Origin of the sequence: Myxococcus sp. XM-1-1-1 (assembly GCF_020037095.1) — a bacterium.
GTDB classification, from domain to species: domain Bacteria; phylum Myxococcota; class Myxococcia; order Myxococcales; family Myxococcaceae; genus Myxococcus; species Myxococcus fulvus.
Genome location: NZ_JAIQDH010000001.1, coordinates 600,697 through 614,227, shown reverse-complemented (window position 1 = coordinate 614,227; position 13,531 = coordinate 600,697). Strand labels below are relative to the sequence as shown.

Here is a 13,531-nt window from a genome sequence, read left to right as displayed (position 1 = left end):
GGGATACGTGCTTGGACCGAGCATCGGCACGCGCGCGAGCGATGCGGCAGCACATGTCTGCCGGCCCCCGCATCATGTCGTGCGTGCGCAAGTTGCGCGTCGGCGAGGGGTACGTGCTTGGACTGAGCATCGGCACACGCGCGAGCGATGCGGCTGCACATTGTGCTCCGACACTGCGTCAGCACATGGCGCGTGATTGAGCGATACGCAGGCGCGTGACACCTGCACGGCGGATCATCGGCACAGGATGCATGCTCACGCGCTGCGCCCGCGCGATGCGCCGACTCGTGGTGCATGTTCGAGACATGCGTGAACGTCCGAATGTTGTTGTTCGGTCTCCGACCCTACACGGGAGCCCCGCTCTCGCGTCCTGGAGCGAGCGAAGCCGCGCAGCGGTCACCCTCCCGTCTTTCAAACAGAGGCCCGATTGAAACGTCGGCGCCTGGCGCGCATCGCGCTCACGGTGCCGATACATGCACACAGGCGCCTGCTCGCCAGCCCGCCAACGGACAGTCCGAGCGTCGAGGCGGAGCATGCGCAAGCCCTCGGATTCACGGAACTCTCCACGGGCTTTCATTGACGAGCCAGCGCCCCTGTTTACGTTTCTGAAGCCCCTGAGCGGGGGAAAGGAACGAGACGACATGGCTTTCACCGACACCCACGAAACTTCCCGGAACGGCGGCGGACGTCCGGCGCTGCACGGCGGCGGTGGGTGGCACCGCCTGGGCAACGCGCTCAAGACGACGGTGCTGCTCGCGGGCCTCACCGCGCTGGTGCTCGTCATCGGCCAGCGGCTGGGCGGCGCGCAGGGACTCATGTTCGCCGGCTTCTTCGCCGTGGTGATGAACTTCGGCTCGTACTGGTTCAGCGACAAGATCGCCCTGGCCATCCATGGCGCCCAGCCGCTGCCCTACGAGCAGGCCCCCTGGCTCCATCAGATGGTGGAGCGGCTGTCCGCCCGCGCGGGCATGCCCAAGCCGAAGGTCTACATCCTGCCCACGCGCGCGCCCAACGCGTTCGCCACCGGCCGCAGCCCCAAGCATGCCGCCGTCGCGGTGACGGCCGGCATCATGGAGATCCTCGACCAGCGCGAGCTGGAGGGCGTGCTCGCCCATGAAATCGGTCACGTGAGAAACCGCGACACGCTCATCGGCACGGTGGCGGCCACGCTCGCCGGTATCATCAGCTACGCGGCGCAGATGCTCTTCTGGTTCGGCGGCTCCATGCTCGGCCGGAGCGATGACGAGGAGGGCGGCGGTATCGCCGGCGCCTTCGCCAACCTGGGCCTGCTGCTGGTGGCGCCCATCGCCGCCACGCTGCTGCAGCTCGCCGTCAGCCGCTCGCGCGAGTACGGCGCGGACGCCACCGGCGCCGAGCTGAGCGGGGACCCCGATGCCCTCGCGGACGCCCTGCTCAAGATGGAGCGCGGCGCGGAGATGATGCCGTATGACCGGGCGCCGGCGACGTCGCACCTGTTCATCGTCAACCCGCTGCACAGGGGCGGCGTCATGGCGCTGTTCTCCACCCACCCGCCCATCCCCGAGCGGGTGCGCCGGCTGCGCGCCATGAGCGCCCGAGCGGGCGGCTCGCGCGCCCGAGGCCGCGGCGGCTGGGAGTACGCGTACTGACGGGACGGCCGAGCGCGGGAGCCCAGGACACCGGGCTCCCGCCGCGCTTCACCCCGGAGGACCGAACGCCGCCTCCGGGTCCTCCAGCAGCTCCTTCAACGTGTTCGCCAGCACGCCCGCGTGGAAGCCGTCGATGAAGCGGTGGTCGATGGACGCGTTGAGGCTCATCACCTTCCCCACCACCACCCGCCCCTGCTCCACCACCGCCACCTCGCGCACCGCGCCGGGCGCCAGGAACACCGCCGCCCGGGTGAAGGGCACCAGCGGCAGATAGGCCGCGTCCAGCCCCAGCGCCCCCACGTCCGTGACGATGGCCGCGCCGAACGCGTCCCGGGGCAGCCCGAAGCGGCTCAAGTCCACGTTGAGCGTCACCGCCAGGAACGACACCCACCGGGTGAAGCCCCGCATCAGCGGCCCAGGCATCCGCGCCACCCACCGCCAACCCCGCGAAGCCGCCGCCACGTCGCGCGGCCCCGCCTCCAGCTCCGCGACGATGTCCCGCAGGCCCTTGAGGTCCGCGTCCGCCACCCGCACCGCACTCCACCGCGCCTCCCCACCCGAGGTGTCCCCCAGCAGCGCGGCCACCGTGGCGCGCTCGCGCAGGTAGAGCCGGTGGAAGCGCAGCACCGCGTTCGCGTCGGGACAGCGGCGCAGCGCCACCGCCAGGGCCTTGAGCACCAGGTGCGTCACCGTCAGCCGCGTCCCCGTGCCCCGCTGGAAGGCGTCCATGTAGGCCAGCGCCCGGTCCATCCGGACCGTGAGCGAGCCGTAGACCGTGGGGTCATACGGCGCCGCCCAACTACCGAGGGCCAGCTTGCGGAAGCTGGAGATGCGCGGCTTGGGTCTCAGCTCCAGGTGCGCCATGTCAGGCGGGTCCTCGACGGGGAGATCGACGGCGGTGCAGCATCGCGGCTCACGACGGGGCGGGGAAGACCCCGACCAGCCGGACGCCCGGCTTCGTGGAGATTTCCAGCAGTCCCCCCGCGCACGGACGAGGCAGGGAGGCGGTGAACCCCGCGCACGCCCCCAGCGCACCCTTGACGCGCCTGTGCTGGACGGTAGGCTGCCCCGCTTTTTGCAGATCCCTCCCGTGGAGGTCGTCCCGTGTCGTTCCTGGTCATCGCCCTGGCAGTCGGGCTCGCCATCTCGCTGTATTTCAACCTCTTCGGCGGCGCGAAGCAGGCCGCGCTCCCGTCGTCCTCCTCCGCCTCCACCAACGCGCCCCGCGTGGAGCTGGAGGCCGACCACAAGGCCGCGCGCGCTCGCGCCGAGGCGGAGCTGCAGCGCAAGCAGAAGGAGCTCGACGAACAGCGGGTCCAGCTGCAGGAGGTGAAGGAGCAGCTCAAGCAGACCAAGCGCAAGGTCTTCGAGCAGAAGGAGTCCGACAAGGGTTCCAATGACCTGGCCAAGGCCCGCGCCGAGGTGGAGCGCAACGCCTCCATCCAGCTGGAGCAGACCCGCCTGGAGCTGGCGCAGGTGCTCACCGAGAACCAGCGCCTGAAGGCCGAGTCCGAGGGCAAGGGCCGCCGCCGTGAGCCCCAGGCTCCCGCGCCCGTCGCCGCCCCCGCGCCGCAGATTTCCGCCCCCGCCAAGGAGGGTGAGTCCGTCGTCGCCGCCGCCGTGCCGGTGGTGCCCGCCGCCGAGGCCGCGCGCGAGGACCGCACGCCCCGCCGCGTCATCCGCGAGCTGAGCGAGGCGGACAAGGAGAAGATGGACCGGCTGGAGCAGGCGGCCAACAAGGACCGCCTGCGCGCCGTGGAGCTGGAGAAGGAAGTGCGCCGGGTCAAGGGCCGCGCGGAGACGCAGCAGCGCGTCTACACCGTGACGAAGCACGACCTGGACCTGATGAAGGACAAGTACAAGGCCCTGGAGAAGCGCCTGAACCGGACGCTGCTCGAGCGCGACCTCATGCGCCGCGCCATCAAGGACCTGGAGAAGAAGACGGGCATCCTCGCCGAGCGCACCGAGCTCACCCCCGAGGAGATGGCCGCCAGCGACCAGCGCACCGAGGAGACCTCGCGCGTGCGCGCCGAGTCCGAGGCCCAGGCCGCCGCCCAGCAGCAGGCCACCGAGGCCCCCGCCGCCACCGACTCGCACGCCGCCGACGGCGAGGCCAAGTCCGCGCAGCAGGCCTGAGCCCCACGCCGCGCCTGTCGAGCCCGAGGGGCTCGGCCTTCCGGGACATCCGTTCCGGTGGGCCGGGCCCTTCGTCGTTCACACAGCCCGCGCGCGCCGAGGCGTCACTCGCACCCGTCCGTCGGGGGCGCGCCGTCGCCGGACTGCCGCGTCACCAGCCCCTCCTGGAGCTTGCCCATCAGCCGCTGCAGCTCCGTCACCTCCGAGGCGGGCAGGTATTCCCCCAGCTCTCCATCCAGCTCCCGCAGCGCGTCCACCAGGAAGGACAGCTCGCGCTCACCCGCGGCCGTCAACTCCAGCCGCACGCAGCGCCGGTCCTCTCCCGCGCGCCGCAGCACCAACCCGTCCTCCTCCAACCGGTCCACCAGCCGGCTCGCGGCGGGCGCGTCCACCAGCAGCCGCTCCGCCAGCGCCGCCTGTCGCCGCGCGCCCTCGGAAATGCCCTTCAACGCCAACAGTTGATTGAACGGCCGGTTCGTCCGCGCACCCAGCTTCTCGGTGAGGTGGCGGCGGATGGCACGACGCAAGGAAGCGAGTTGCTCCGCGAAAGTCATCTGACTTCCGAAATAGTTGTCACCTACAACGGTTGTCAATTACATCGGCTCGGCGCATCTGGCCGCACGGGGGGAGTCCAGTCGCACCTGTCGTCACCCTTGCCTACCCCCTTGGTATGTCCGCCCCCACCGTCATCCTCCTGGCGCTCGTCGCGACCTCGACGCCGCCCGAGTCGAGCCCTTCCGTCCCTCCGCCCCAGCCCTTCCAGACGAAGGTGGAGGACCCGATGCTGGCCCCCGTCCCGCCCGCCCAGCAGCAGGTGCGCACCTGGGATGAGGCCCTGACGCTCGTCCGGGAGCGCTCCACCAACCTGCGCTCCGCCGAGGCGGGCGTGCAGCGCGCCGAGGGCCGCTGGCGTCAGGCCCTGGCGTCGCTCCTGCCCAACGCGAACGCCCGGGCGACGGCGGCCCACGACCTGCTCAACCCGGACACCGCCGTGGGTGTCTTCCCCTCCCCGGCGCTCGACGGCCGCACGCCCACCGCGCCCATCCTGGGCACGCTGACGGCCTCGCTGACACAGTCGCTGGTGGACGTGGGCGCGTGGCGCAACCTCTCCGCCGCGTCCGCGGCCGAGCGGGGCGCGGTGGCGAGCCTCCAGGACACCCGGCGTCGCCTCACGCTGGGCCTCGCGCGCACGCTGGTGGCCACCGTGGCCGCCGAGCGCGCCGCGGAGCTCAACCGCGTGGGCCTGCTCCAGGCGCTGGAGCGCGCCGCGCTGACGACGCGCTCGTTCGACCTGGGCGCGAGCAACCAGCTGGACGTGGTGCGGGTGAACCAGGACGTGGCGCTGGCGCGCGGGTCGCTCGTGGCCGGTGACGAGCAGCTGCGGCGGGCGCGCGAGGCGCTCGGCATCGCGCTGGGCTTCGGCCACGCGGTGGGCGTGGACCCCTCCTTCAACCTCAACGGGCTGATGGAGGAGGCGCGCCAGGCGTGCACGCCGCTCCAGGACTTGGAGTCCCGTCCGGACCTGGTCGCCGCGAAGGCGCAGGTGGACTCCGCGCGCGACAGCCGGCGTCAGGCGTCCGCGGGCTACCTGCCCACGCTGGGCCTGGCCTCCAACCTGAACGGCGTGACGACGGACCCGGGCTTCGGCCGCTTCTCCACGTGGACCATCTCCGCCGTCATCGCCGTGCCCCTCTGGGAGGGTGGCCTGCGCGGGGGCCTGGTGCGCGAGCGCACGGGCATCGAGCGCCAGGCGGCCGAGACGCTGGAGGGCAACCGCCGCGACGTGTCCGTCGAGGTGGCGCAGGCCCGGCGCAGCGTCGAGGTGGCGGACGCGCTGGTGAAGACGGCGAGCGAGGCGCGCGAGCTGGCGGACCGGACGGACCGGCTGACGCGACGTTCCTTTGAAGTGGGCCGCGGCAGCAGCCTGGAGCTGGTGCAGAGCGGCGCGGCCCTGCGCCAGGCGGAGCTGGCCCTGGCGCTGCGTGAATTCGAGGCGGTCCAGGCGCGCCTGGACGCATTCTTGACGGAGGCCCGGTGCGACTGGTGAGACGGGTGCGCCCCCTGATGGCGCTGAAGATGACGGTGTGGAGCACGGCCCTGTTGATGGCGGCGGGGTGCTCGGGCAAGGTCGCGGCGCCCGCCGCGCCTCCGCCCCGCGAGGTGCAGGTGCTGACCTTGTCGCCCAGCGAGGTGCGGGACACGGGTGAGTACCTGGGCTCGCTGCTGTCGCGGCAGAACATCACCGTGCTGCCCCAGGTGGCCGGCTACGTGCGCCGCATCCACGTGAAGCCCGGCCAGAAGGTGGAGGCGGGAGCGACGCTCCTGGAGGTCGACTCGCGCACGGAGACGGCCGCGCTCGACAGCGCGCAGGCCCAGCAGAGCTCCGCGAACATCAACCGCGAGCTGGCCAGGCGCACCTTCGCGCGCACGGAGGCGCTCTACAAGGAGGGCCTCGCCAGCGCGCAGGAGCTGGAGCAGGGCCGCGCGCAATTGGAGGCCTCGGAGGCCGCGGCGCGCTCGGCGGCCGCGCAGGTGGCGCAGCGCCAGGTGCAGTTGCAGTTCCACGCCGTGCGCGCGCCCTTCGCGGGCACGGTGGGCGACGTGCTGGTGCGCCTGGGTGACTTCGTGGGCGCCACCACGCCCCTGACGACCATCGCCCAGGCGGACGTGCTGGAGGTCAGCGTGTCGCTGCCTTCGGAGCGGGCGCGCGCGCTCAAGCCGGACACGCAGCTGGAGGTCCTGGACGCGCAGGGCAAGGTGCTGCTCACCAGCCCCCTGTTCTTCGTCGCGCCGCAGGCGGACCCGCGCACGCAGCTGGTGGAGGTGAAGGCCGCGTTCCAGAACACGGTGGGGCTGCGCCCCAGCGAGCTGGTGCGCTCGCGCATCGTCTACGCCAAGCGGGACGCGCTGCAGATTCCCGCGCTCGCGGTGGTGCGCCTGAGCGGCCAGCCCTTCGCCATGGTGGTGCAGGAGAAGGACGGCAAGACGGTGGTGGAGCGCCGCCCGATTACGTTGGGCGCGCTGGGTGAGATGGCCTACGTCATCGAGAACGGGCTGAAGCAGGGGGACCGCGTGGCGGTGTCCTCGCTGCAGGCCCTGCGTGACGGGATGGCCGTGAAGGTGAAGTCCGCGGACAGCGCCCCGAGCACGGGCGCGGGCGCGGCGACGGCGGGCAGCCGCTGAAGCGCTGGATGGACCGGGCCTCGGACGGCACGCCGCGAGGCCCGGCCCCCACCATGATTTCGAGGGCTTGAACGCCGTGTTCGTCGACTTCTTCATCCGCAGACCCGTCTTCGCCATCGTCTGCTCCATCCTGCTGACGCTGGTGGGCTTGATTGCCATCCCCACCCTGCCCATCTCCCAGTACCCGGACCTGGCACCACCGCAGGTGACGGTGACGTCCACGTACGTGGGCGCCAGCGCCGAGGTGGTGGAGAGCGCCGTCACCATCCCCATCGAGCAGGAGCTCAATGGCGTGGAGGGCATGCGCTACATCACCTCCACCAGCGGCAACGACGGCACCAGTCAAATCACCGTCACCTTCGAGCCCACGCGCGACATCGAGGTCGCCGCCGTCGACGTGCAGAACCGCGTCAGCCGCGCCGCCTCGCGCCTGCCCTCTCAGGTGAACCAGACGGGCATCGTGGTCAACAAGGCCTCCAGCCAGATGCTGATGACGGTGGCCCTGTCCAGCCCGGACAACCGCTACGACGCGCAGTTCCTCTCCAACTACGCGGATGTGAATCTCAAGGACGCCATCAAGCGCGTGCGCGGCGTGGGCGACGTGCGCATCTTCGGCGAGCGCAAGTTCTCCATGCGCGTGTGGCTGGACCCCACGGAGCTGGCGCGCCGCAAGCTCACGCCCATGGACGTGACGCGGGCCCTTCAAGAACAGAACCTCCAGGTGGCCGCGGGCCAGGTGGGCCAGCCGCCGTCCACCGAGGAGCAGCCGTACCAGATTGCGGTGCGCGCGCGCGGCCGTCTGGTGGAGCCGGCGGAGTTCGGTGAAATCGTCCTGATGCGCGACCCGAGCGGCAAGGCGGTGCGCGTGAAGGACGTGGGCCGCGTGGAGCTGGGCGCGGAGAACTACGGCACCATCCTGCGCTTCAACGGCCGCGTGGGCGTGGGCATGGGCATCTTCCAGCTCCCCACCGCCAACGCCCTGGACGTGCGCGACGGCGTGTACCGGGAGCTGGACCGGCTGTCCGAGCAGTTCCCCCCGGGCATGGAGTACCTGACGGGCACGGACACCACGCTGGCGGTGCGCGCCTCCATCCACGAGGTGCTCCAGACGCTGGTGGAAGCCATCATCCTGGTCATCCTCGTCATCTTCCTGTTCCTGCACGGGTGGCGAAGCGTGCTCATCACCGCCTTCACCCTGCCCGTCTCGCTGGTGGGCACGTTCGCCTTCGTGCAGCTGTTGGGCTTCTCCATCAACACGCTCACCCTGTTCGGCCTCACGCTGGCCACGGGCCTCGTCGTCGACGACGCCATCGTCGTCATCGAGAACATCGAGCGACTGATGGCCGAGCGGGGGTTGTCACCCCGACAGGCGGCGCGCGAGGGCATGAAGGAGGTGTCCGGCGCCGTCATCGCCATCTCGGTGGTGCTGGTGGCGGTGTTCGTGCCGGTGGCGCTCTTCCCGGGCACCACGGGCGCCATCTACCGCCAGTTCGCGCTGACCATCGCCGCGTCGGTGGCGCTGTCCACCTTCTGCGCGCTGACGCTGACGCCCGCCCTGAGCGCGCGCATGCTCAAGCACCACCATGGTGAGAAGTGGGTGTTCTTCCGCTGGGTGGACAAGGTGCTGGACGCGACGAAGGCGACGTACGGCCGGGGCCTGCGCGCCATGCTCCGCCACCCGGTGCTGGTGCTCCTGGCGTTCCTCGCCTGCATCGGCGCCACGGTGGTGCTGTTCAAGGTGGCGCCCACGGGCTTCATCCCGGACGAGGACCAGGGCTACGTCATCATCTCCGTGCAGGGGCCGGAGGGCATGTCGCTGGCGCAGACGGAGAAGGTGCTGGTGCAGGTGGAGGAGATCCTCAAGGCGCAGCCTGAGGTGCGCGCGATGTTCGCCATCGGCGGCTTCTCCATGCAGGGCTCCGGCGCCAACATGGCGACTGTCTTCAGCAGCTTGAAGCCCTGGGAGGAGCGCCCCGGCAAGGACAGCACCGTGGCGGCGCTGGTGGAGCGGCTGCGCGGCCCGTTGAGCCGCATCGGCGGGGCGCGCGTGCTGCCCTTCCAGCCGCCGGCGATTCGCGGCGTGGGCAGCGTGGGCGGCTTCCAGTTCATCGTGGAGGACGTGGCGGGCTCGCGCACGCTGGACGAGCTGGCCTCGGCCACGGACGACCTGGTGAACAAGGGCAACGAGGGCGGACAGCTTCGCGGCGTGTTCACCGCGTTCAACGCGAACACGCCGCTGTTGGACGTGGACGTGGACCGGCAGAAGGCCAAGGCGCTCGGGGTGCCCATCGAGCAGATCTTCGGGACGATGCAGGTCTACATGGGCAGCCAGTACGTCAACGACTTCAACTACGCCAACCGCACCTACCGCGTGTACACGCAGGCCGAGCAGCAGTTCCGCGACAGCCCGCAGGACATCGGCGCGTTCTACGTGCGCAGCGACAGCGGGGACATGATTCCGCTCGAGTCACTGGTGAAGGTGACGCCCACGGTGTCCGCGCAGGTCATCCGGCACTACAACCTGTTCCGCTCGGCGGAGATCAACGGCCAGCCCGCGCCGGGGGTGTCCTCCGGTCAGGCCATCGAGGCGATGGAGGCGCTGGCGGCGCAGAACCTGCCGCAGGGCATGGCGGCGGAGTGGACGGGCATCAGCCTGGAGCAGAAGGAGAGCGGCGGGCAGACGCTCATCATCTTCGGCCTGGGCATCCTGTTCGTGTTCCTGGTGCTGGCGGCGCAGTACGAGAGCTTCAGCCTGCCGTTCGTCATCATCCTGTCGGTGCCGCTGGCCATCATGGGCGCGGTCGCGTTGCAGCTGCTCCGGGGCTACGCCAACGACGTGTTCTGTCAGGTGGGTCTGGTGATGCTGGTGGGCCTGGCCAGCAAGAACGCGATTCTCATCGTGGAGTTCGCCGAGCAGCTGCGCGAGCAGGGCAAGAGCGCGCTGGACGCGGTGGTCGAGGCCGCCGAGGTGCGGCTGCGTCCCATCCTGATGACGTCGATTGCGTTCTTGCTGGGCGTGGTGCCGCTGATGCTGGCGCAGGGCGCGGGCGCGGCGGCGCGCAACTCGCTGGGCACCGCGGTGTTCGGCGGCATGCTGGTGTCCACCATCGTGAACCTCCTCTTCATCCCGGGCCTCTACGTGCTGATGCAGAAGGTGCGCGGCGAGACGTCCCGGCGTGACGCGTCGGAGGACGAGCTGCCGGCGCCGGCCCACGCGCCCTGAAGGTTGGCGGTACGGGCCCGCCGGCCGGTGAGGGAGCGACCAGGCTCCTTCACCGCGCCGGCGGAGTCGTGTCCGGGGAGGTGAGGGTTCAGGTGCCTCGGGCGGACTGGATGAGCTCGGCGAGAATGGTGCGGTGACACACCGGCTCCAGGATGCAGTCCTTGGAGCAGAGGAGCGTCACGGTTTCGCCCGCGTCCACGCGCCGGGCCAGTGACGTGATGATTTCACGCTGGGACTGCATCTCTTCGAGATAGCGGGCGCGATAGGCGTCCAGGGTGATGGGCGTCTGGCCCTTTCCATAGAAGGCGTCGAAGAGGTCGGGGCTTGGGGCGAGCTCGCGGCGCCACTCGTCCCAGGTCTCCTTGGCCTTGGGGAGGCCGCGGGGCCTGTAGCGGCAGATGAGGACTCTCCAGCCGTCATCGGGCTCGCCAGGGACACACCAGCGACGGGTCTTGATGGGCATTCAGGGTCAACGCGGTGGCGCGCTTTCGGTATTCCGGAAGGACGGCACCGGACTTCTTACTGGACCGCGTGACTCACTCGCTGGGGGTGCGGTGCAAGTGCTTGGAAAAACTTGGATCAGTGGAGGTCATTCGGACGGCACGCGCCCTGCTATGGGGTAGAGCACGCAGCGAAGACGACGCAGCGGTGGGCGGGTCGGGCGGGGCAGCACGGGCGGCGGGTTGGTCGGGGCGGTACGCAGGACGGGGCGGTACGGGGCAGCACGGGTGGCGGGTTGGTCGGGGCAGCACGCAGGACGGGGCGGTACGGGGCAGTACGGGCGGCGGGTTGGTCGGGGCAGTTCGCAGGACGGGGCGGTACGGGGCAGGACGGGCGGCGGGTTGGTCGGGGTAGTTCGCAGGACGGGGCAGCACGCAGGACGGGGCAGCACGGGCGGCGGGTCGGACGGGGCAGCACGCAGGACGGGCAGCACGGGGCAGCACGGGTGGCGGGTCGGACGGGGCAGTACGGGCGGCGGGTCGGACGGGGCAGCACGCAGGACGGGGCAGTACGGGCGGCGGGTCGGACGGGGCAGTACGCAGGACGGGGCAGTACGGGCGGCGGGTCGGACGGGGCAGTACGGGCGGCGGGTCGGACGGGGCAGCACGCAGCACGAGCAGCACGCGGTACGGGGTAGTTCGGGGCGGTACGGGCGGCGGGTTGGATGGGCGTGTCGCAGCGAGCGAGGCGGGAGACCGCTTCAACAAGGTGAGACGGCTCGGGCGTGAAGGATGGGCGGTGGGAGCCGGTCCTCGGCGGAAGCGTAACTTCGCGAGGACCGGTTCGCCTTCATCCACGCGGCGACGTCAGAACACCGAGAGGCCCGTGAGCGTCGTGAATCGATCCAGGGCTTCCACGCCCGCGACCGAGTTCCCGTGGGCATCCAGCCCGGGGCTCCACACACACAACCCACAGCGATTCGGGATGACGGCGATGATGCCGCCACCGACACCACTCTTGCACGGCAGACCCACGCGATAGGCGAACTCGCCCGCGGCGTCGTAGGTGCCGCAGGTGAGCATCACCGCGTTGACCTGCTTGGCCTGACTGCGCGTGAGCAGCCGCCTCCCCGAGGCGCCCTGCCCATGTCGCGCCAGGAATCCACAAGCACGCGCCAGGTCCGCGCAGCTCATCCGCAGCGAGCACTGCCAGAAGTAGTGCTCGAGCACTCGGGGCACCGGGTTCTCGATGTTCCCGTAGCTCGCCATGAAGTGCGCCAGCGCGGAGTTTCGATGGCCATGCTCGGCCTCGGACGCGGCGACGACCGGGTCGAAGTCCACCGAGGCATTTCCGCTCTCCTCGCGCAGGAACTCCCGCAGCAGACCGCGTGAGTCCCCGGTGAGACTGAGCAGCCGGTCCGTGACGACCAGTGCTCCCGCGTTGATGAACGGATTGCGGGGCACACCCTGCTCGTACTCGAGCTGAACCAGGGAGTTGAACGGATTGCCCGAGGGCTCCTTCCCCACCCTGCGCCACAGCGCGTCCCCGTCTCTCGCGAGCGTCAGCGCCAACGCGAAGACCTTCGAGATGCTCTGCACCGAGAAGGGCGTGCGCCAATCGCCCACGCCGAAGACCTGACCATCGAGCGTGGCCAGCGCCATGCCGAACCGCGACGGGTCCACTGCGGCCAGCGCGGGGATGTAGTTGGCCACACGGCCCTGCCCCACCACCGGCAGGACGGCCGTCATCACCTCGTCGAGAATCGCCTGAAAGTCGTCCATCGCGCGCCCACCTGCCTGGGCGCCAGGATAGCCGCGCGAGCCCGCCCTCCGTGCAGGTTTCCCAGGACACACCGCAGCAAGGAACCGGCACGAGACACGGCCTGTCCCGAGGCCCTTCATGCGCACGCCCTGCCGGCAGCGCGAAGAGAGGCTCTCTTCGCAGCAGCAAGCATCTTGGGCTGCCGAACCCCATCGCGCAGCGCCCTGAGCGGATACGGCCGACACCAGGCGCGACGAGGAGGCGACCTGTCCCCGCGTCAGCGCGCGTCGTGGAAGATGATGCCCACCGTGTGCCGGTGACCGGAGCGGATGCGGCTGACACCGTGACGCATGTTGACGCGGTAGACGCCGCGAGTGCCCTGCACGGGGCGATGGTGGACCGGGAAGATGACGCCATCCCCCTGCCGCAGCGGCACGACCTCCACGCGAGACTGCATGCGGGGACGCTGCTCTGTGAGCACCAGCTCGCCACCAGCGAAGTCGCGCCCCGGCTCGGACAAGAGGATGGCCACCTGGAGCGGGAAGACCTCGTCGCCGTAGAGGTCCTGGTGCAGGCAGTTGTAGTCCCCTTCTCCGTACTGGAGCAGCAGCGGCGTCGGCCGGAGTTGCTCCGCCGCGTGACACCGCTGGAGATAAGCGGCGTGGGTCTCGGGGTATCGCGCGTCGATGCGCAGCGCCTCGTTCCACCGATTCGCGATGGACGCGAGCCCGGGATAGAGCGAGGTCCGCAGTCGAGCCACGAGTTCAGGGAGCGGATAGGCGAAGTACTTGTACTCCCCTCGCCCGAAGCCATGGCGAGCCATGACGACCCGACTGCGAAACGGTGCATCCGCCGGATAGAGCGCCGACAAGGCGCCGCACTCCTCGGGCGTGAGCAAGCCGCTCAGGGTGGCGCACCCGCGCGCATCCAGCTCCGCGCCGAGCCCGGTCCAGTCGAGCGCCTCCAGCTTCGTCTCCACCGACACGGCGCTGCGCATCGGCCGCGCACGAAGGGCTCGGGCACTCACGACGCCCCTCTCAGCTGGACTCCCGACAACCCCACCCTGCTTCTCCGCATGTGCCCACTCCCGTTCGTCACCGAGGCATGAAGCTCGCGCTCGGACACGGTTCAGGAATGACGCACGTGATGACGCAAGGCG

The 13,531-nt window shown here is 70.5% G+C and carries 10 protein-coding genes; 5 read left to right on the top strand and 5 right to left on the bottom strand.

What is annotated here, in order from left to right; genetic code table 11:
* Positions 1-641: 641 nt before the first annotated feature.
* On the top strand, positions 642-1,628 hold the full coding sequence (locus K8640_RS02500) for a zinc metalloprotease HtpX (protein ID WP_223745602.1): 987 nt from the start codon (positions 642-644) through the stop codon (positions 1,626-1,628).
* A gap of 48 nt (positions 1,629-1,676) precedes the next feature.
* Here the strand turns inward: K8640_RS02500 and K8640_RS02495 are convergent, their stop codons facing one another.
* Positions 1,677-2,492, bottom strand: a complete 816-nt coding sequence (locus K8640_RS02495; RefSeq protein WP_223745601.1) for a 2-oxo acid dehydrogenase subunit E2 — start codon at positions 2,490-2,492, stop codon at positions 1,677-1,679.
* A gap of 240 nt (positions 2,493-2,732) precedes the next feature.
* On the opposite strand from K8640_RS02495, the gene K8640_RS02490 reads away from it, so the two are divergent.
* On the top strand, positions 2,733-3,764 hold the full coding sequence (locus K8640_RS02490; RefSeq protein ID WP_223745600.1) for a cell envelope biogenesis protein TolA: 1,032 nt from the start codon (positions 2,733-2,735) through the stop codon (positions 3,762-3,764).
* 104 nt (positions 3,765-3,868) lie between these two features.
* Here the strand turns inward: K8640_RS02490 and K8640_RS02485 are convergent, their stop codons facing one another.
* Positions 3,869-4,291, bottom strand: coding sequence for a MarR family winged helix-turn-helix transcriptional regulator (locus K8640_RS02485; protein ID WP_267700192.1), 423 nt, complete (start codon positions 4,289-4,291; stop codon positions 3,869-3,871).
* A 143-nt stretch (positions 4,292-4,434) separates the two neighbouring features.
* On the opposite strand from K8640_RS02485, the gene K8640_RS02480 reads away from it, so the two are divergent.
* The 3 genes from K8640_RS02480 (at position 4,435) to K8640_RS02470 (ending at position 10,170) form a co-directional block, all read left to right on the top strand.
* Positions 4,435-5,811 carry a TolC family protein gene (locus tag K8640_RS02480; protein WP_223745599.1) on the top strand — a complete coding sequence of 459 codons (1,377 nt, stop codon included), beginning with the start codon at positions 4,435-4,437 and terminating at the stop codon, positions 5,809-5,811.
* Positions 5,808-6,947: an efflux RND transporter periplasmic adaptor subunit gene (locus K8640_RS02475; protein WP_370640310.1), complete on the top strand. Its 1,140-nt coding sequence runs from the start codon at positions 5,808-5,810 to the stop codon at positions 6,945-6,947. Before K8640_RS02480 ends, K8640_RS02475 begins: the two co-directional genes overlap by 4 nt.
* Positions 6,948-7,023: 76 nt before the next feature.
* A complete protein-coding gene (locus K8640_RS02470) occupies positions 7,024-10,170 on the top strand; it encodes a multidrug efflux RND transporter permease subunit (RefSeq protein ID WP_223745863.1) in 3,147 nt (1,048 codons plus the stop codon).
* An 88-nt stretch (positions 10,171-10,258) separates the two neighbouring features.
* Here K8640_RS02470 and K8640_RS02465 read toward each other — a convergent pair whose 3' ends face one another.
* From K8640_RS02465 to K8640_RS02455, 3 genes are all read right to left on the bottom strand, one after another.
* Positions 10,259-10,633, bottom strand: a complete 375-nt coding sequence (locus K8640_RS02465; RefSeq protein WP_074956160.1) for a DUF488 domain-containing protein — start codon at positions 10,631-10,633, stop codon at positions 10,259-10,261.
* An 844-nt stretch (positions 10,634-11,477) separates the two neighbouring features.
* The gene (locus K8640_RS02460) at positions 11,478-12,392 is read right to left on the bottom strand and encodes a glutaminase (RefSeq protein WP_223745598.1); all 915 of its coding nucleotides are present in this window, start codon (positions 12,390-12,392) and stop codon (positions 11,478-11,480) included.
* A gap of 257 nt (positions 12,393-12,649) precedes the next feature.
* On the bottom strand, positions 12,650-13,369 hold the full coding sequence (locus K8640_RS02455) for a 2OG-Fe(II) oxygenase (protein WP_223745862.1): 720 nt from the start codon (positions 13,367-13,369) through the stop codon (positions 12,650-12,652).
* Between the last annotated feature and the right edge of the window lie 162 nt (positions 13,370-13,531).